The sequence below is a fragment of the Dyadobacter sp. CY261 genome (genome assembly GCF_021440085.1).
Taxonomy (GTDB): domain Bacteria; phylum Bacteroidota; class Bacteroidia; order Cytophagales; family Spirosomataceae; genus Dyadobacter.
The window spans coordinates 421,784-442,256 of sequence record NZ_JAKCPW010000002.1 but is presented as its reverse complement, the minus strand read 5'-3'; the positions used below and the strand labels follow the sequence as shown (position 1 = coordinate 442,256).

Below are 20,473 nucleotides of genomic sequence, written 5' to 3'. Positions count from 1 at the left end.
TAGAATGGCACAAATAGCGAGTAAGATCATCGCCCAAACAGGAGATTTAACTTGCGGTTTTAAAGGTGATTCGATCACGGCTATTACTAATGAAACAGATTGGATATAACCACAATTTCAATCACCTCAGGTAACTGTTTTGCAAATAATTACCAATGGGAGATTTAAGATTATTTAAAGGACTGAGCCAATGGGATGGCAAAGCAATGAGGGAATACGCTACTTGGGTATTCCCCATTGCTTTGCTACCGTCCAATCTTAAAGGCCCTTGTTTATGGCAACTTTCAAAGATTCCTGATTCCCGTCTACGAAAGAAATCAGAAGAACGTATGTGCCGGTCGGAAACTTCTCGACATTGATTTCCTTAGTGAATTGCGTATTCTCGTACACCACCTGACCAACTGAATTGATCAGCTTCAGGGAAGTTACCCCTTCCGGACTGCCATTAAGGCGTATCTGGTGAGACACGGGATTAGGATAAACACCGACAGAAACCTTTTCGTCGTCAAATACCACCGATTGAATGCTGCTGTAAGCAAAACTTTGATCAATGTCCACCATTTTCAGGCGATAAAGGTTCTCCCCGCTCAGAGGCTGATTATCGGTAAAATTGTATTCGTTTTCCTTATCAGAATCGCCCATCGCTGCGATTTGTGCAATAGCATCCCAATGCTTGCCATCGACACTTCTCTGGATCTCAAAGTTCTTACTATTGACCTCCGAAGAAGTGGCCCATTTCAGGTCTGCCTGATTTTCAACCCGATGCGCAGAAAAGCGGATCAGGGTAACGGGCAATGGGGTTCCTTCGTTGAGGCTCCATCCAGACAAAGAGGCACTTATGTACCTCCATGGGCTGTACATTTGACCTGTTATCGCTGTAACCGGATCATATTTTGTCCTCGCGCGTACTCTGGTGGCTTTACCTAGCTTCATGACCATATCTTTCAGCTCGACGGTAAATATCCCGAAGTCTGTGTAGGCACCTTGCTGTGCAGTAGATTGGGTACTATTGGTAATTGGTACATTGGAAAAGCTCTCTCCCTCCTTCCTGGATTCCCAAACCAGTTTTCCTTTGGTGCGACCTAGAAAAGGTTTTTCATGGAAGCCAATACCGAAGTCAGTTTTCGGATAACTGTTATAATTGATCGGCGTTACCAAATCAGAATTGTAGAGTGTAAGATTATTGCGCGTTCCTACTGCGCTGCCTTCATTACCCAGGTAAACAAATGAGCCTCCTTCATGACTCAGGCCATTACTATAATTGTCAGCTCCTATGATTACATCCGCGTACCCGTCACCATTCACGTCACCTGCGGCAGCAACCGAACGACCGAACTCCGCCCCCACCTGGTTCAATCTGATGGTACGATCGGCCTGAGAACCCATACCCGATGCAGAACCATGATAAATAAATACCGCACCTTCCTGTCCTGCGCCAAAATTATATAAATGAGCACCCACAATAATATCACTATATCCATCGCCATTCACATCCCCTGCACTTGCCGAAGCATTTCCCATCCATGAACCACTCTGATTACTATCTAGTATTCTAACCGACGGAAGATCCAGACCCGCCGAAGTCCCCAGGTAAACGAGCGCAGCCCCTTCTTCCAACAATCCGTTAAAATATCGATATGCTCCGATCACCACATCCCCGAAACCATCACCGTTCACATCCCCGGCACTCCCAACGGATGAGCCCAGACCTGCTCCCAACTGATCCCCAAAAAACGTTTGAGGCGAATCGTAATCTATCCCGATTTTAGAACCGTAATAGACACTTACCATCCCCTCTTCCGTCTGGGTTTTCGTATAGACTGCTGCGCTAACGACGATGTCACCATAGCCATCACCATTGATATCTCCTGCACCGTTCACGGCCCATCCCATGAATGAAAAAGTCTGGCCACTGCTAATTGTTTTACCTGGGGCCAGACTGACACCCTGATCAGAGCCGTGGTAAACGAATGCGGCACCTTCATCCGGTTGGTTCTCATCATAAAGTACTGCACCAACTATTACGTCACCATATCCATCCCCGTTGACATCGCCGGCACCTGCGACTGAATAGCCAAAGCCTGCATCCGCCTGATCCGCATCCAGCACTAGTTGCCACCAGCCAAAGCTGAGTCCGCTCCCGTTTCCCTTGAAAACAAAAGCAGCCCCTTCTTTCGCTTCGCCGTTATCATAAAACGGAGCCCCTACAACAACATCGCTATAACCATCCCCATTCATATCGCCTGCACAACTAACGGAGTAACCTAGCTGTGCATCTTTTTGATTCGCATCGAACAATCCGCCGGAAAGTAATATACCCGACACAGTTCCATGAAAAGCGAATACAGCCCCTTCATTTTCCTCGCCGTTATCAAAATATGGCGCTCCGACTATCACATCACCAAGTCCGTCACCATTCACATCTCCTGCGGCAGCAACCGAAAAGCCGAAGTGAGCATCCAGCTGATTTCCATCTTTCGCAATCTTGCTCGTACTGGTAGTGCCCGCAGAGCCGTGGAATACAAATGCGGCGCCTTCGTCGGCATTCCCATCGTCATATGTGTAAGCCCCTACGACTATGTCACTGTAACCGTCGCCGTTGACATCCCCGCTGCTGGCTACTGAGAATCCCATATTAGCGGAAGCCTGCTGCCCTTCGATGGTTGAGACGGCACCCGCTTTAATACCCGAAAGGGAACCCTGATACACAAACGCAGCACCTTCCTGATTCTGACCATTGGAAAATTTCGGAGCGCCCACAATTATATCGGCGAAACTATCCCCGTTGACATCACCAGCGCAGGCGACAGAATTCCCCATTTCCGCATCCGAGTCAACGAATGTCAACGTAATACTGGCTACGGAACTTACACCCATACCGGAGCCATGGAACACAAAGGCAGCACCATCATCCTCCCGGAATTTGTTGGCACCTACAACGACATCACTATAACCGTCGCCATTCACGTCACCCGCACCAGCCACGGAAAAGCCCATATTTGCATCAGTATTAGCCCAGAGAGTCTTGGACAACGCCAATCCCACTCCTGATCCATGAAAAACAAAGGCGGCACCGATTGTGTTAGAGGCCATCGGATCCTGATAGCCAAGTGCCCCTGCGATAATGTCACTCAACCCGTCACCATTTACATCCCCTGCACACGCCACAGAAAAGCCCAGCGCACCGCCGGAAAAATTGCTTTGTGCGAAGGTGGAAACCGACGTCGTAACACCCGATCCCGAACCATAATGGACAAACACAAAGCCCTCATTCGCATTTAGCTGGTCATAGAATGGAGCGCCCACTACCACGTCACTAAACCCGTCACCATTTACATCTCCTGCGGTCGAAACCGAATAACCCAGACTAGCACTGGCCTGATCTCTTTCCAAAATCGTTACGGATGATTGTGACAGCCCGGCTCCCGAACCGTAAAACACAAATGCCGCACCTTCCTCAACCTCTCCGTGGGTGTATTTCGGCGCTCCTACGATAATATCACTGAATCCATCCTTATTGACATCACCAGCGCCACTGACTGAAAAGCCAAATTGCGCTGCCGCCAGATTACCTTCCAGGACAATTGTAGCAGTCGTTGAAATACCGGTAGCTGAACCGTGGAAAACAAATGCAGCACCTTCGCCAGGTTCCCCGTTGTCATATGCATAAGCGCCGACTACCACATCACTGTAACCATCGCCATTCACATCTCCCGCACTTTTAACGGAACATCCTAATCCGGCGCTATTCTGGCCGCTTTGCACCGTCGCCGCCGCATTACCAGGGTTTCCATTGACGATGATAGGATCAATCGTAACCGGGTATACCGCATTCCTCGCATCCACTTCCAGAACGATCTCACCCCCACGGTAAGCCAAAGATGATGCAAGCGATTTACCGGTGGCATCCCAGCTATGAATGTCATTATAGACCAGCTGCAACTGTTTCCCGTCGCCGTTGGACGAATAAAAATGCAACTCATTACAGCCATGATCTTCTACATCAAGACCATTTATGCCCAAATGCACCGAAAGATTCCTCGCGCCCTCGGGCGCACTGTCTATCACAAAATTCTGACGGACACCCTCTTTGCTATTTACAAATTCCTCGGTAAAACCAGCATGCTTGATCCGCAACTGGTTCGCAGAACGGTCTTCTGTTGCATTTGACTCTGGCATGTAAAGCTTTTTCTCATCGGCATAAATTCCTTGATTGATTAATTGTAAAGTAAAATGATTTTGCTCGTCGATATGACGGTTTTCGACCGCCAGAACACCCGGCTCATAGTAAGCTCTCAGATTCTGGTGCCTATTTGGGCTTTGAAGCCGACCCTCTGCGTCAGGCGTAATATGATATTCCCGCTCCGAGATAATGTTTAACAGCATCGCCTGATCAGCCCCGACGGGATTGGGCGCTGCGAGGTGCTTCGATTTCACGCTTACGTTTCGCGGAAGTTCCGTTACGCCGGGAAGCGCGGGCTCAATCTCCCTGCTCACCTCTCCCACGACCAAAGCCGTCAGGCAAAGCGCCAAGACGATTTTCAACCCATTTCTGTTTTTCATTTGCTCAAGATGTTTGTGTGAATAATAAAGTAGCCGTTACGTGATCCGTGCGGTACGTAAGAGGCGGCAACTTGGCGCACCGAAGGCTGATTTCATAAACCGATGATCAACTGCGCAGCGCGGATGATCAAATGGTTAAGCGACCAATAATTCAATACAGTCCTGAAATCCTGGTTTACCGATGGATATTTTTGCCAGTGCCGATAGATCACTCCATGTCAGATTTTACAAATAAGGGTCTGATATTGGCAGTCGAAATGCACAATCATGGTCTGGACATTTGCATACATGAATAAACTTTTCCTAACAGCAGCGGTCTTTTTATACGCATATCATTTGCAGGCACAGCAAATTTCACCCGGGGCACTTTACGCCGCTAGTGGTTCCGGATCGGCCAATGGCGTGAGCGTCGACTGGGTGTTGGGAAGCCTCAACACGTTTTCAGAAATATCTCCACTCCCGGTGAGGCTTGTGAGTTTCGAAGGAAAACTGAATACTGCCGGCCTTGCCGAGTTGCATTGGAAAACAGCCCAGGAAATCGACAATCTTGGGTTCGAGATACAGAAATCGCTGGACGGTAAAACCTGGGAACTTCTGGGATGGATTGACGGGGCGGCTATTTCAAATACTGAGCATAGCTATCGATATATCGATCAGGAATTTGTGACGACGAGCTATTATCGGTTGAGACAGGTTGACTTCGACGATTCTTATACATATAGCAAGACAGTCTGCGTAATCCCTGAAAAGGAAAGCCTTGACCGCTTTCACGTATATCCTAACCCGTCTCGCGAAAACAAAGTCAAAGTACAAATGCCGGAGAAGACCAAAACATTGTTTCTTTTCGACCTGCTTGGCCGAAAGCTAGGGCAGTTTGAAGCTCCCGGTACAACACATATACTTACATTACCGCAGACCGGCTCCTATCTGCTTCAAATAGATACGCCGGTTGGCAGTAAAACAACGAAGCTGGTTTTTCACTAAGGGTTAACTCGGGTTTAGGACAGAGGCCGCCAGCTTGGCGGTCTCCGTTTCGTTGACTTCCGGAGCCTTGAATGACATCATTACATCAAAACTGATAAGAATAGCAAGATAGTAACGACCACCTTGTTCCTCGTAATTACTCATCGTTCCTCAACTTATATAAACAGGCGAAGTAAAAACGAACAAAAGGAATTGAAAAGAACTAACCTCAATTCAGAATATGGACAGGCAACTGATTGCACCCGAAGAACGGATACGGTTGCGGCTCTCAGAACAAACAACCGATCCGAGTATGTCAGGTTAGTAGAGGAGAAGCGGACGGTAGAGCAAGACTATTTTATGAGGGTTAACGGTGATTCGAACAAAGGCCGCCTTTTGGGCGGTCTTTGTTTTGCCAATCAAAATTTCAGCAATGCCTGTAAATAAATGAATTTGTAAATGGTACAAGGCTCGGGCGACTTTCAGGAAGTTTATGTCAATCGCAAATCTGAATTAACTATGCAACACAAAACTACCCTACTTATTCTCATTTGTCTCGGCCTGATCCTCAACATCGCGCATGCACAGGCCCCCTACAAATTCACATTCCAGGGACTCGCCGTAGACGACATGGCGCAACCGGTCCAAAATGCTTCTATCCAAGTCAAAATCAGCATAATCCAGAGCCAGATATTGGGGCCCATCGTATTTGAAGAAACACACACTGTCCAAACCAATTCGAATGGGATGTTTACCGTGGTGGTGGGCACAGGTGGCGGCGATCTTTCGCAGGTCAGATGGCCGTATGATATTTTCTTTCTCAAAGCGGAGGTTGATGTTAAAAATGACGGCAAATTTCATTTCATCGGTATGAGTCAACTACTTAGTTTTCCTTATTCGCTTTATGCCAATGAATCCGGGAAACTAAGGGAAAACTTTCCCATCCTGCAAAAGGATCAAGCTCAACAAAGCGCGGATCTTCCAACTGTCGGCAACGGGGCACGGCTCATCTGGCATCCCAAAAAGGCGGCATTCCGCGTCGGGTATACAAATGGAACTTGGGAGGATAGCAACATCGGACAGTCTTCATTCGCCGCAGGTGACGATGCTCAATCCAGCGGATATGGGGCAGTCGCAATAGGCGGATACTCCACCTCCAAGGGACACAGAGCATTTTCCCTGGGCTATATGACAAACGCCGACCAGCAATTCTCATTTGCTATCGGAAATGGCTGTTACACGTACAATCCGTATTCGTTCGCAATGGGCAACTGGGCCGCGGCTATGGGTGATTACAGCGTTTCACTGGGTTATCACACCGTAGCGAAAGCGCCTCACAGCATTGCTGTCGGCCTCTATAACAACTCCTTCGATCAACCAAATGGAGGTCCCACAGACAGGCTTTTTCAAATCGGAAATGGTTTTGATATAAATAATCGAACGAATGCGATGACAGTGCTTCGAAACGGCAACGTTGGTATTGGAGGAAAGGCAGTTGCACCTGAATTTGTCCTGGATGTAGCGTCCCGGATGAGAATCCGGAATGACGGCAGCACTGCCGGGCTATATTTGAATAATTCCCAAAATAAACCTGAAGGTTTCATGGGTATGAAAACCGACAAACAAGTTGGCTTTTACATCAACGGAGCCTGGCAATTCTGGATCGATGATGCGGGTCACGCGTGGACATCGCTGGGGCAACTTGGATTTTCATCTTCAGATAAGCGATTGAAGCACAACATTACCCCCTTACTAGGAAGCCTGGAAGCGATCAGCCAAATGCGAGGCTATCATTACAGCTGGATTGATACACGCCGCGGAACCGATTTGCAAACAGGCGTAATCGCACAGGAGGTGGAGAAATATTTCCCTGAACTGGTAAAGCAGGATGAAAAGGGCTTCAAAACAGTGAACTACACAGGCCTCATCCCACATCTGATCGAAGCCGTGAGTGAGCTAAAAAGACAGGTCACAGAAATTGCCGGGCTACGCCAAGAATTAAGTGAGCTGAACGCAATGGCTCGCCGAATTCCCGGCAATCGCACTCCAATCCAGAACAGCGTTAGAACAAAATAAGCAAGACTATTTTATGAGGGTTAACGGTGATTCGAACAAAGGCCGCCTTTTGGGCGGTCTTTGTTTTTGACTATTTACCCAAAATGCATTCGGAACACCGCAGAATACCCACTACAGGCCGGTTGATCATAAATTGAGGTGCTTTTTGGGCTATTGGCTACATTGCAATCGGGTTTTTATGCATGCGTTCAGCACTATCTCGAAACCCTGCGAAAATAAAAAGGTTTAGGAGGGCATACAGAGGCCGCCAGGTTGGCGGTCTTTGTTTTTATCGGTCTCTAGGAATGTAGTACCTCCGGCATATCCTTCCGAAAATCTTCTCCATAAATCCGGTTGTATTCCCGCGCGAAGTTCTCGAAGGTGGTTTTGGCCAGTGAATGCTTGCCTAAATGTGCCAAGGCCTTGCATTTCAGTATCATGGCCTCTTCGTTCACCGGGTCGAAATAGAAAACGTAATTTGCAAGTTTCACCAGGAATTCGGCATCGTCAGCGATCTTGACCGATGCGGCATACCTCAGGTAAGCGTCGACGATCTCGTTCGAAATCTCTGATTTGAAGCTGTCGAGCCATTCATATTCGACATTCGACAGGAAATTTCCCCGTTTCGTTATGCTCGCAAGTTCAATAATACTTTGCTTTGTGAGCAGCTTCCGGTGGCCGATCAGATTGAGATAATGCATATAATCTACCTCTATTTTCTCAAAATCAATTTTGATCTTCCAGTAGCCCGTCTCTTTCGACACCTGGCAATGCTTCATTTTATCGAGGATCGCTTTCAGCTTGGCGATGTTGACCGACCGGTTATTGCGAGCGCTTTCCGACGGTTTGTCAAACCACAATAGCTCTTTCAATTTTTCCGAACTGATCCCGTCCCACCGGATCGAATAAAGCAGGATTACGAGAAAAAGCTCCTTTACCAGTGGGCTGAATTGTTTGGTAATCTCATTCCCCTCCTCGTCATATAATTGCAGATTTCCGAATAACAGAATGCAACTCTTATAAGGGATAGCCTTGTCGAATACTTCTTCCTCAACAACTTGCTGCCCGGTATCTGATGCCTGCGGTGGAACCGGCCCGATCACCGGAGTCTTTAGAGCCTTTTGTTTACCCAATTGCCCGGGCATGTAACGATACAGCCAGTAAGCCAGCAACACAATGGCCGCCAGGGCAACGATAACCCAAACGGTCCGCCCAGTGGAATTGCCAGTGGAAGCTGTTTGCGGAGTTACGGTTTCGAGCGGCGGGGCATGAAGGGAATAAACAGCCACTTTGGTCCGCATATTGGCATCCCGGTATAAGGTGACCGCCACGAAGCGCTCATTGGCTTTGTCGTAAAAAAGGTCCGCAAATGACTCGATATCAATAAACTGGTAAGACATTCGCGAACCAACGATCTTGAATTCCGGCCGTGTAAGCGAACCTTTGATCAGCTGCAACTCCGAGCTAAATTGATGTTTCGGAAATATCAATGCATAGTAAGTGCTATCCTGCTCGTTGATAATCATTGAGTTGCCAAAAACGAAGTGCTCTTTAGGCACTTTTAGCTCATATATTTTTTTGAATTTTCGCTGAACACGGTCGAAATACAATAAGTCGTACCAGTTGCGGGGATTCAGCATTTGCTGACCGGTGGAGCTCCCGTATCCGCCTATCATGTACGCTCCGGTGCGGGTTGCTCCCAAAGCGGCCAGATACCTTGGCGTAAACGTGGAGTCTTTCAAGGAGATTTGCTCCCAGGTTCCGGTGCCCAAATGGTAGCGTTGCACTTCATTTTTATAAGCCAAATGTCCGTAGCCCCCCAGCACGTAAATGGAAGAATCTTCCGGAGATAAAAATTTATTGGCGTGCAGGTAGTAGGTTTTTGCCTTGGGAGCAATGTCGCTTTTGTCCCAGGCACGCGTTACCGTGTCGAACGCTGAAACTTGCTTTTCATTCAGAAATATATTGTACAAACGATTTCTCCCGACATCGAAAAGCACCTGATTATCGACGTAAACCGGCTGCTTACCGCTCCGATAAGGCATTGATATCAATCGGTTTTCGGCCAGATTGAGCCTGGCGAGCGAGTCTTGCCCCACCATGAAGAGATTACTGCTCTTTTCGTCAAACCCTACTCTCACATATCCTTTGAGTGAAACTGTTTGCAACAATTTCCATTCGTAATGTAGTTTTTTAATCCAGACCGGATTCGCTGCAAACGCCGATTTTTGATGACTTTCTTCAGACGCCTTCAAACCGTCGGTTTCATCAAGCGGCCAGTTGTAGGCCAGGTGCCCGTCTTCCCGCAACACCACATCGCGCACCTTCATGGGCGGCACGTCGGTCGTGCGGAATTCCTTATATTGATTGGCGCCGAAGAGGATTTTATAGCAGCCCTTCGTAACATATTTCACAGGCTGCGATAAGCTGCGGTTGCCGTACACGACCGTAATCTGCCGCTTTTGTTTCTGGAAACGAAGTACAATGCGGTTCCATTTCGAAAAAAGGTCGTCGCCTCTGAAGTCGAAGGCTATGGGTGAAAACTGTTCGCCGATGATGAGTTTGAAATGGTCCTGATCAACGGAGCTGTTGTCATAAATAAGATCGATGTTCTGCTGGTCGTCCCCGATAACCCGCACGATGTAGCCGAAATAGGTTTTCTTATTCCTGAGAAATGCCAGATCAAATGAAAGCTCAAAGTCGCCGTCGAGGCAAATCTGGCCATCCGGGCTCAGGTCGAGCCCCGTCCGTTTGTCCTGCACCGCCTCAAAACTCTCAAAACCAAGCCCATACGACTGAGCCCGCGTTTTACTCCAGAGGCAGGACAACAGAATTAACCAAATTAAGAGAAAAATAGACCTGAATTTCATAAGGGTGGGCTGGCCAGAAAACCCGAAAAGTTTTCTTCCGGCAATGCATTTAAAGGGTTTCGTTAATCGATTGTTAAGCTTTTCTTAAGCAACGCGCGTTTACTTCGCATTTGTTTCCAAAATCACCTGTTTGGACGATATCAATTTAAAGTTAAACAATAACCAGGGTTTTTAATAACCCGTGAACACATCCGTATTTTTAAGGGAAACGCCGATACAAGGTGTTTTCTGTACCATTTAAAACAACGTTTATTCAAAATTTAAGCGCCGAAACCGAAATTAAAATTTAATTAAGCATGATCCTACCTTTTAAAAAACTGTCAACTTCCTCGTTCATACTCGTTTTTTTCTTTCTTTCATTAACCAGTCGGGCACAAAAAAATCCTGAAAAAGATAACCTGCAATATGTCGACCTGCGCATCGGTAACGTCGGGCAGTTGCTGGAACCGACCCGCCCTACCGTACAGCTTCCGAACCAGATGATGCGGATGTTCCCCGTCCGCCAGGATTACCTCGACGATCAGATTTCAAGTTTCCCTGCCATTATCGTATCCCATCGCCTCGGACAGGCTTTCGCATTGCGTCCGAGCGTTCAACCGGTAAGCGTCGGCGCATGGAAACAAAAAATGGCTTATGATCACGATCTGGAGATTCTGAGGCCTTATTTTTACTCTACGTATCTGATTGATGATGAGGTAAAAGTCGACTTTGTACCTGGTAATAAAGTCGGTATTTATCGTTTCGAATACCCCAAAAACGGCCGCAAAAGTATCCTGTTCGACCTGTATAACAATGGTGAAGGTAGTTGGAAATTCAATGGGGGCAACGAAGTGATGGCCCGCGAAATCTATCATGACGATATTCCTGTTTACCTGTATGGCACATTTAGCCACATTGGGAAAACCGGTTCTTTGAATGGAGAAATTGTGGTTCCGGGTGATGAGGTTAAAGGTAAAAGTGCAAAAGCCTACATCACATTTCCCGACAATGCTTCCACCATCGAGTTTCGCTACGCGATTTCATACGTCAGCCCCGAACAAGCGCGGAAAAACTTTGACAATGAGGTAAAAACCGTCGGATTCGAAGATCTGAAAAAGGCTGGCGAGCAGGTCTGGGCAAAAACAATTGGCCAGATCCGCGTGGAGGGCGGTACCGAGGCACAGAAACGCAGTTTTTACTCTTCTCTCTACCGCACCTATGAGCGGATGGTGAATATTTCCGAAGATAATCAGTATTACAGCGGTTATGACAAAAAGATCCACACGAGCAACCGTCCGTTTTACGTCGATGACTGGACATGGGACACCTACCTGGCACACCATCCGTTACGTGTGATCCTGAACCCAGCGCAGGAGGAGGACATGCTCCAATCGTTTGTGAGTATGTATGAGCAAAGCGGCTGGATGCCCACATTTCCGGTTCTTTTCGGTGATCATGCGTGTATGAATGGCTTCCATTCGTCGGTGACGCTGCTCGACGGCTACCGCAAGGGGCTCCGAAATTTCGACGTTGCCAAAGCTTACGAAGGCATGAGGAAAAACGCCGAACAGGCCACCATGTTGCCCTGGCGGAATGGCCCCAAATGCGAGTTGGATGACATTTACCATACCAAAGGTTTTTTTCCTGCATTGAGCCCCGGTGAAAAGGAGACCGTCAAACTCGTGGATGCCTTTGAAAAACGACAGGCTGTGGCGGTTACACTTGGCGGCAGCTACGACGACTGGGCCGTTGGCCAGCTCGCCAAAGACCTGGACAAAGACGCAGATTTCCAAAAATTCAATGCAAGAGCCACGAACTACAAAAATCTTTGGAATGACGAAAAGCAAATGTTCATTCCTAAAAACAGCCAGGGAAAATGGATCAAAATCGATCCGAAGTTTGACGGCGGAATGGGCGGACGCGATTTTTATGATGAAAACAACGGCTGGACCTACAAATGGCAGGTGCAGCACGATATCAAAGGATTGATAGCGCTTACGGGTGGTAAGAAACAATTTGAAAACAGCCTCGATCAGCTTTACCGTGAGGGACTAGGCCGCAGCAAATATGAATTCTGGGGCAAATTCCCGGATGCGACAGGTTTGGTGGGCCAATACTCCATGGGTAATGAGCCAAGCTTCCACATTCCCTACCTTTACAACTTCACCGACGCTCCCTGGAAAACTCAGAAACGCGTGCGCTTTCTGCTGGATGTGTGGTTCAAAGACAATATTTTCGGGATTCCGGGCGACGAAGATGGTGGTGGTATGACGGCCTTCGTGGTGTTCTCGTCCATGGGTTTTTACCCGATTACACCCGGTTTGCCGGTTTACACCATCGGTAGCCCCGTGTTTGAAAAGGTTACCATCGATCTTCCGAATGGAAAGCAATTCAACGTCCTCGCAAAAAATTGTTCAGTGGTAAACAAATACATCCAAAGCGCCAAGATGAATGGCAAAACACTGAACACGCCAACTTTTACGCACGAAGAGCTTACATCCGGAGGCACCCTGGAACTGGAAATGGGCCCGCTGCCAAATAAGAGTTGGGGGGTCGGCCGATGAATGAATTTTGAATGACTGAATGAGTGAATGGATCTAAAATATTTACTTTCCCGAAATAATTTAGCCTGGCTCTGGCTTTTTAACATTCAGTCATTCGATCATTCAGTCATTCATTTATTCACTCATTCAAAATCCCCTTCCCATACTCCCCGGGCGCCACTCCCGTCCAGCGCTTAAATGCTCTCGAAAAAGCACTTAATTCATTGTAACCCAACATATAAGATATTTCCTTTACATAATAACCTCCCGATTCCAGGTAATGCAATGCGAGGGATTTACGTACGTCGTCGGCCAGTTCCTGGTAGGTTACATGCTCGTCTTTCAGCTTTCGTTGCAGGCTTCGCGGGCTTACGTTGAAATTCGCAGCTATTTCTTCCAGTGAGACAATGCCGAGATAAGCGTTTTTTACCAAATATTGATGCACCCTATCCTGCCAGGTTTCCTGTCGCATTTTTCCTGGCAACGCAGCGACTACTTTTTGCAAAAGGTTCTGCTGCAATGCATAATTGGCAGTCAAAATGGGCAGGTCCCAGTATTTGTTATCAAACGTGATCGAGTAATCCAAGTCCGAGCGTGTTGGCGTGCAACGCAGCACCCGTTCCAGCTCTCGCGCTGCACTGGCCTGAAACGGCATCGTCACATGCCCCGGGCGGATACGGGCGAGGATGAGGCCATCGAGCTCGTGAATTGCAAAGACCATGAAAAAGGACGCCATTTGTTCAAATGCGAAAGGCGAGGCGGCACGGTTTGCATCGTTGGGGATCAGGCTGAGCGTGAAAGAGCGCGCATTACACGCCACCGTCATTCCAAACAAATCGGTAACAAGTGGTGTAAGTGCTACGGCGTGCTCCACGCCTTGCCCGACGGTGGTACTGCTTTTAATGATTTCCCCCACCATACCCAATGCCGCCAGTTGCAAAGATTCACCCAGGTGAAGCCCAAACAATGGATCGTTGCTCAAATGGCAGGCATGCAACCACAGGTAATTGAATTGCTTGAGACTAATTGGATTTGATCTGTCCCCTGTGATTTCTCGCAGATCCACCCCCGAAAGCCGACATAGCTTGTCCAGCGAGAGATCGCGCTGCGCCGCGTAGGCCAGAAATGCCAGTATGAATTGTTTTTGCTGATCGTTCATGAAGATAAATGTAAGTCTATCCCTCCGACCGTGAAAGTGGTTGTCGTATAATGGTAAGCGATTGTCGCCCAAGTGATCGATTCTGTCGACCTCTTCCAAAAAGTGTCGCTTCGCAATCAGTTCTAAGCTGGTTAATGGCAAGGGCGAACGTTCAACTTCAATATACTTCGAGATTATATAGAAACTAGTTTTGTATTTTTAACACAACTAATTGATTAACAGCATTTTGGTGTAGATAATCTTAAATTAACACAGAAATCTTTCTATACTTCATTCCGTGCAGCGCTACAAATCCGGAAGAACCGGTTACTTAGATTTGCCAGCCGGAGAAAGGTTTTCCGCACTGCAAGCACATCCTGACCCAATTGGTGAATGAAACACATACTACTCATTGACGACCATCCGGTGGTCAGGTTGGCGACCATCGTCATTATCCGCGATGCGCTACCGGCAGTTACCTCTTGGGAAGCCGAAAACTTTTCCGATGCCGTCCGCATCGTTGCCTCGCAGCATCTTGATCTGGTACTGCTTGACATCAATCTGCCTGACGGCGAGGGGTTTCAAATGATTGAAAAGATCAGAAGATATCAGCCCGATGTTCTGATTTTGATATTTTCCGGTGTCGATGAAGAAATCTACGCCGCCCATTATCTGCGGATCGGGGCCGATGGCTTTATTTCCAAAAATTCTTCCACGCCCGAAATCCGTGCGGCCATTCTGGCTGTTTTTGAAGACGGCCGTTACATCAGCAAGCAAGTACAACAACTTTTCCTTCAAACCCACAAGAGCCAGGAAAAACCACGAACCAATCCACTTGCCGCACTTTCACAACGCGAGCTGGAAGTAATGGACTTGCTTCTCGAAGGCAAATGGACCAAGGAAATCGCCACATCCCTGAATATCTCAGGCAGCTCGGTTAGCACCTACAAGGCACGGATATTTGAAAAGTTGGGCGTAGCGACGGTAATTGAATTATATCAGCGGGTTATGACGTTGCGGAGGGCGTTTTGACGGCTGACCGCCGGTTGAGACGATGGACAATAGACCATAGACAATAGACCATGGACCATAGACCATGGACCATAGACGATGGACGATCGTTTACATAATCATAGACCATCGAATGCCATCAATAGCTGTCAAATATGCTCTATTTATCAAAAAAACTATGGTCTATGGTCTATGGTCCATCGTCTATGGTCTATCGTTGACGGCCAGCGGTGAAAGCATCAACCAGCAGTGGCTCCAAGAATTTCCTCGCGTATCCGGCGTGCTACGATTTTGTCCTCGCCCGGTTGTAACATCCATGCTGTGACACGGATAAGACTGGCTCCGTTAAGCGTTCCCTCAATTGCTGGATCGATGGAGTCGGAACCGGCCTGATAATAGTACAGCGGCAAGCCGGAAAATCCCGCCTCGATCGACGGATTCCCAAACCGCAGCTTATCACGCAATTCACGACCGGTTACCTTAACAATGCTGTCGTCCCAACTGATCGTCAATGTCGGCGTGATATTACCCAGTTCGGGAACAGTCACGCTGGTAGTAATGCCGGGCAAACCTTTCACTGCCCCTTCAATGCGGGCAATTTGTGCTTCCCATTCCGTCCATTCGCGATCATGGTCCCCCGATATGAACTTTTCGAGCGCCACATACATCCCCAGGATTTCTTCCTTGTTGACCTTATGCCCGCGAGCTACCGTAAACCCGCGCGGAGGCGCATTCAAGCGTGCCGCGGCGACAATGTCCTTCCGCCCCATCAGGATTCCCGCACTTTGCGGGCCACGCATCGCCTTTCCCCCTGATATAAATACCATATCGAAACCCATCTCATTGAATTTCCAGAGGTTCGAAACAGGCGGTACATCTGCTGCAATGTCGATCGACGTCGGGATATGATGTTTTTTACCTAATGCTACCCACTCCTCATACTTGATCTGCCCTGCATGCGCCGTAATGTTGAGAAAATGAAGCAGAGCCGTTTTTTCACTGATCGCCTTTTCCACGTCTTCAATCGTTTCTACCTCCACCACAGTACAACCAGTATTCAGAAATGCATGATTATAGCGTTCATTATGGCATTTCTGACAGATCACTTCCGACTTCATGTCTGTCCCGGTAAGGTGGGGCAACTGTTCTGCTTTCCGCACATCAAGTCCGGTCAGCACACCTGCCAGGCCGAGTGTCATGGCCGAAAATGCACCGCAGGTCACCATCGCTGCTTCCGAATGCACGAGCTTCGCGATCTTTTCCCCCACCTTGTCCTGCACTTCATCGATCATGCAGAAATGCTTCGAGGTATTGTCAATGGTCTCGACCACCTCGTCGTGCATAATACAGCCCGACATGTAGGTAAGCGTACCAGCAGCATTGATAAATGAGCGTATGCCCAATTCGGCAATAACGTCGCGTTTTCTCTTCTTTGAAACACTCTTTGCACCGGCCTCTGCAAGCGGCAAAGCACCGAATAATGGTAATGTGGAAAGGCTCTGAATGACTTTTCTGCGTTTCATGGGTTTAGGTATTTGTAAAACCACAAGATACACAAAATGGGTGAGTGGTGGCTTGACGGCCGACCGCCGTCAGCCATCAGCCCAGAAAAGGAAAGATGTACTCGTAAAAGTCCTGCGGCATAAAAGGTTTGATTAAGTACCCCGAAAAACCACTTGCCATGGCCCGCTCCTTTTCATTTTCGAAAGCGGAGGCAGTAAGCGCGATAATCGGAACGGCGGGATCCAGCTCCCGGATCAGCGCCGTGCTTTCGAAGCCGTCCATGACGGGCATCCGCAAATCCATCAGCACCAGATCGTGCCGGTTCCGGATGAAGAGGTCCAATGCCTCCTGACCATTTGCGGCGGTATCGTAAAAGATATTCTTGCGTTTCAGGAGCTGGGTGGCAAGTATCAGGTTTGTTTTGTTATCATCGGCCACAAGCACCCTGACCGCCGGATTGACCGTTGCGACTGCGTCCCGTACTATCCGTTTCTTCTCCGCGGCGACTTCCGAAAACGGTAGCGATAACCGGAAAAAGAATTTGGAGCCTTCACCTTCGTCACTTTCAAGATGAATCTCGCTGTTGAACAAACGTATCAATTCTTTTGAAATCGCCAGCCCAAGTCCGGTGCCGCTGGCATTGTCCGAATGTGTTTTCGTTCTTACCTGCGTAAATATTTCAAAAATACCTGCCTGCTCGGATTTCGGGATGCCGATACCGGTATCGATAATCTTAAAATCCAGTGTGACGGTTTCATGGGTACGGGCAACTTCTGTTACGTCCAGCGTCACCGAGCCTTTTTCAGTAAATTTGATCGCATTGTGGACCAGGTTCGTGATCACCTGGCTCAAACGCACGCGATCCGCGACGAGTTGTGGAGGCAACCGGGAATCGATAGAGAAGACCAATGAAATCCCTTTTTCATTGGCTTTTGGATCGAAGGTCTTTTTAAGAATATCAAAAAAATCGAATGGATTAAACGGCTGCGGATCGAGCACAACATGGTTGGAATTGATTTTGTTGAAGTCCAACACATCGTTGACGACAGCCATCAGGTGATCGGCAGAAAATTTCATGGTTTTGAGTAGGTCACTGGACTTTTCGTCACTTTCTTCTTCCTGCATCATCAAATACACCATCCCTACAATGCCATTTAATGGTGTGCGGATTTCATGGCTCATCATCGACAGGAAATCAGTTTTCGCCCTTGTGGCTTCCTCAGCTATGGTTTTCTGCTGTTCAAGGGCGTCGTTCTGTTGTTGTAGTGTATAGCGGAAATAGAATTCCCGCTTGTCCTTATTGTAGTTCAGTTGGGTGACAAACGGAAAAACGCAATGTGCGATCATCACGAACAATCCTCCTTGCTCAAAAAACTTCAACAAGGCCGTATTGCTGAAAAAATGAATCGAGACCGGATATAATGTCAGGCCGAGTGCAGATATCACCAACGAATACCGCAATGGCCAGCGCAGCACCAGACCGGCAAATATGACCGCGAGCGTCAGGTTCAGGCACGATTGTACGTAGGAAAGGTGCGGTCTCGAAAGCAGAAAGGCATAAAATAAGATTAGCGTAACGAATGCGTAATAGCTCATTTGCTGCCCCGATATGACTTTCTTGTAATGCAGGAACATATACCCCAGGATAATGACTCCCGACAGCAGATGCGCAGTTATTAAAGTATAGAAAAAGGGATCCCCGGAAAGTAAAAAGGCGATCGCCGACATGGGGTTGCAAATCAGGAAGGTGATACAGAACAGCTTGTTTTGCATCCGGGTCCTTATTTCCGACTCCTCCTGCCAAAGCCGCTCAAAAGATTCGGAGTATTGAATGTCTTTCAAATAGAGGCCTCTTTATCGTTATTGGTCCGAAATTATGTTTAAAAATAGCAAATAGGGCACGTTTTGGTGACAAGAACCTATCTTTTATTATTGTGAGGAAGCAAGAAAAACATCCTATATGACATCGTCAAAGAACCCGCGCAATTTCTCAGAGCCGATAATACGGCGGCAGGTTTCAACGGTTAGGGGCTTTTGCTGGTAATCGATCACCTTTTCGAATGAAAATGCGCGAGCCTTCTCAGTTTCCTCGGTGGCCGAGCTGACCATCACGATCAGCACTTGCGGCAGGTAGGGTTTGTCACGAATGGCGCTCAGAAATTCCCAACCATTCATAATTGGCATATTAATATCAAGGAGGACCAGGAAAGTTGATGCAACCGTCTGGTTTTTATCGAGGTAATCCAGAGCCTCTTTTCCATTGTAACAAAGCACTGTATCAAAGGACACCCCGCTTCTTTTGAGAAAGGTTTGATGGAGAAACAACATAACCTTGTCGTCGTCAACCAGAAGAATTTTCAGCCCGTCATTCGTCATCATTCTGAACTTTATCTGCTATACGTACAATTTCCCGAACTACCTCGTCCAATTCATTGGCCGACGATCTTATCAGCCCTAAGGCTGTTTCGACAATCATTCCCTCGCAATCGCCGGTTTGCAGCAGCTCCACGAGGCCCATCAGGCGCGTTAATGGTGCGCGTACCAGGTGCGACTGCGTCCAGGCAATTCTTCTCAACCGTTCATTTTGTAGCCGGTAACGCTCGTTACTGACCAGCAGGTCATGTGCCTTTTCCACCGCCTCGGTAATATCCCTCGAATTGGCAACTACCCCGCCTACCGCCGGATCGTCGGTCATGTTGGTGGCCGTTGTCAAAATCCACCTGTATCTGCCCGAACCATCTTGAAAGCGGAAAGGCTCCGTTTTAATTTGCCGATACTCGCTGATTTTTAAAAATAATGCCAGCACGTCCTCCCGGTCGTCGGGATGGATCCAGTCGAATGCGTTTTTACCAATAAATTCTTCCGGATGAATGCCCAGGATAGGGCCACTGCTTTCACTGACAAATTTATAATTGCCTTGCTCGTCGAGTATGGCAATGAGGTCTGCTCCTTCCTGGACCAATGCTTTGAAGCGTCGCTCGCTGGCAATGAGTTCGCGCTTCTTTTCAAGCCGCTCGGTCACGTCAATGATCATGCACATATGCAAGCCCGGTAAAATGTTCGGTTTCGCGTTGAAGCTACCTGTTATCAGAGAGCCGTCCTTCCGCCTTATATTTATCAAACCGTTGAGAATTTCACCATTGAGGAAGTTCTTCCATAGTAGGGCAAAAGGTGTTTCCTCGGGGAGCAGGATAAAGTGGTCAATGCAAATGCCTTTCATATCTTCCGTATCATACCCAAGCACACGCACGGTAGCGTCGTTCAGGTCTAGGCAGGAGCCATGATCGTCACATAATATGATGGCATCGGTAGTATTGTCAAAAATGGCTTTGAATTTGTCTTCTGAAGCTTTTCGCTCCCGTTCCGATTCGACCCACGAAGTAATATCTGTTGAAAGGATCAGTTCGGCCTTTTTGCCGTCGATATAAACAATATTGCTCTGGATGAGCACGTCAATGATCTCTCCGCTCTTTTTCCGGTGCTTGTAAGATCCGGAAGTATACAGCTTATCATGCTTCCTCACAAACTCCACTGCCTCCAGAATCACGGGTATCTCCTCTCGCGGCCTCAGATCCAGAATGGTCATGGATAAAAATTCGTCCCGGCTGTAACCATAATGCCGGACAGCCGCTTCATTCACATCCAGTACCCGGTAACTATCCACGTCGTACACCCACATCGGCTGCGGGTTGAGGTCGAACAAATCGTGGTACATTACCTCCGAAGCCAGCGGCTTCCCCTTTCCAAATCGTTCCTGCTTCTCTGTACTCATTCAATTCAACCCTGGCGGGGAATACGTGCTTTGACGATCAATAAATATACAAGTGTCCATTGAGGGACCACGAGTT

11 protein-coding genes are annotated in these 20,473 nt (G+C 47.9%); 4 read left to right on the top strand and 7 right to left on the bottom strand.

Translation table 11 applies throughout. The features are described from left to right. Positions 1–258: 258 nt before the first annotated feature. Positions 259–4,563, bottom strand: coding sequence for an FG-GAP-like repeat-containing protein (locus LZD49_RS09060; protein WP_234667022.1), 4,305 nt, complete (start codon positions 4,561–4,563; stop codon positions 259–261). A gap of 288 nt (positions 4,564–4,851) precedes the next feature. Between LZD49_RS09060 and LZD49_RS09055 the strand changes: the two genes are divergently transcribed. Both LZD49_RS09055 and LZD49_RS09050 read left to right on the top strand, forming a co-directional pair. Continuing rightward, a complete protein-coding gene (locus LZD49_RS09055) occupies positions 4,852–5,547 on the top strand; it encodes a T9SS type A sorting domain-containing protein (RefSeq protein ID WP_234667021.1) in 696 nt (231 codons plus the stop codon). A 498-nt stretch (positions 5,548–6,045) separates the two neighbouring features. After that, positions 6,046–7,602 (top strand): tail fiber domain-containing protein, encoded by a 1,557-nt coding sequence (locus LZD49_RS09050; protein WP_234667020.1) that lies wholly within the window; start codon positions 6,046–6,048, stop codon positions 7,600–7,602. A gap of 278 nt (positions 7,603–7,880) precedes the next feature. On the opposite strand, the gene LZD49_RS09045 is transcribed toward LZD49_RS09050, so the two are convergent. Continuing rightward, complete coding sequence (locus LZD49_RS09045; RefSeq protein WP_234667019.1) at positions 7,881–10,409, bottom strand: galactose oxidase; 2,529 nt, start codon at positions 10,407–10,409, stop codon at positions 7,881–7,883. Positions 10,410–10,747: 338 nt separating this feature from the next. Here LZD49_RS09045 and LZD49_RS09040 point away from each other — a divergent pair, with 338 nt between their 5' ends. Then, positions 10,748–12,994 carry a GH92 family glycosyl hydrolase gene (locus LZD49_RS09040; protein ID WP_234667018.1) on the top strand — a complete coding sequence of 749 codons (2,247 nt, stop codon included), beginning with the start codon at positions 10,748–10,750 and terminating at the stop codon, positions 12,992–12,994. A 118-nt stretch (positions 12,995–13,112) separates the two neighbouring features. On the opposite strand, the gene LZD49_RS09035 is transcribed toward LZD49_RS09040, so the two are convergent. Beyond that, positions 13,113–14,132, bottom strand: coding sequence for an AraC family transcriptional regulator (locus LZD49_RS09035; RefSeq protein WP_234667017.1), 1,020 nt, complete (start codon positions 14,130–14,132; stop codon positions 13,113–13,115). A gap of 372 nt (positions 14,133–14,504) precedes the next feature. On the opposite strand from LZD49_RS09035, the gene LZD49_RS09030 reads away from it, so the two are divergent. Then, a complete protein-coding gene (locus tag LZD49_RS09030) occupies positions 14,505–15,143 on the top strand; it encodes a response regulator transcription factor (RefSeq protein WP_234667016.1) in 639 nt (212 codons plus the stop codon). Between the two features lie 218 nt (positions 15,144–15,361). Here the strand turns inward: LZD49_RS09030 and LZD49_RS09025 are convergent, their stop codons facing one another. The 4 genes from LZD49_RS09025 to LZD49_RS09010 all read right to left on the bottom strand — a co-directional run bounded on the left by LZD49_RS09025 (position 15,362) and on the right by LZD49_RS09010 (position 20,397). Then, positions 15,362–16,645 carry an aminotransferase class V-fold PLP-dependent enzyme gene (locus LZD49_RS09025; protein ID WP_234667015.1) on the bottom strand — a complete coding sequence of 428 codons (1,284 nt, stop codon included), beginning with the start codon at positions 16,643–16,645 and terminating at the stop codon, positions 15,362–15,364. 76 nt (positions 16,646–16,721) lie between these two features. Then, positions 16,722–18,467, bottom strand: coding sequence for a response regulator (locus LZD49_RS09020; RefSeq protein ID WP_234667014.1), 1,746 nt, complete (start codon positions 18,465–18,467; stop codon positions 16,722–16,724). Positions 18,468–18,581: 114 nt separating this feature from the next. After that, entirely contained in the window at positions 18,582–19,004 is a 423-nt protein-coding gene (locus tag LZD49_RS09015; RefSeq protein ID WP_234667013.1) for a response regulator, read from the bottom strand. Further along, positions 18,991–20,397, bottom strand: a complete 1,407-nt coding sequence (locus LZD49_RS09010) for a PAS domain-containing protein (protein ID WP_234667012.1) — start codon at positions 20,395–20,397, stop codon at positions 18,991–18,993. The genes LZD49_RS09015 and LZD49_RS09010 overlap by 14 nt, the downstream gene beginning before the upstream one ends. Positions 20,398–20,473: the final 76 nt, after the last annotated feature.

Coding starts and splice junctions, on each gene's coding strand:
- LZD49_RS09060 (WP_234667022.1), bottom strand. CDS start 4,563: ATGAAAAACAGAAATGGGTTGAAAATCGTCTTGGCGCTTTGCCTGACG.
- LZD49_RS09055 (WP_234667021.1), top strand. CDS start 4,852: ATGAATAAACTTTTCCTAACAGCAGCGGTCTTTTTATACGCATATCAT.
- LZD49_RS09050 (WP_234667020.1), top strand. CDS start 6,046: ATGCAACACAAAACTACCCTACTTATTCTCATTTGTCTCGGCCTGATC.
- LZD49_RS09040 (WP_234667018.1), top strand. CDS start 10,748: ATGATCCTACCTTTTAAAAAACTGTCAACTTCCTCGTTCATACTCGTT.
- LZD49_RS09035 (WP_234667017.1), bottom strand. CDS start 14,132: ATGAACGATCAGCAAAAACAATTCATACTGGCATTTCTGGCCTACGCG.
- LZD49_RS09030 (WP_234667016.1), top strand. CDS start 14,505: ATGAAACACATACTACTCATTGACGACCATCCGGTGGTCAGGTTGGCG.
- LZD49_RS09025 (WP_234667015.1), bottom strand. CDS start 16,645: ATGAAACGCAGAAAAGTCATTCAGAGCCTTTCCACATTACCATTATTC.
- LZD49_RS09015 (WP_234667013.1), bottom strand. CDS start 19,004: ATGATGACGAATGACGGGCTGAAAATTCTTCTGGTTGACGACGACAAG.
- LZD49_RS09010 (WP_234667012.1), bottom strand. CDS start 20,397: ATGAGTACAGAGAAGCAGGAACGATTTGGAAAGGGGAAGCCGCTGGCT.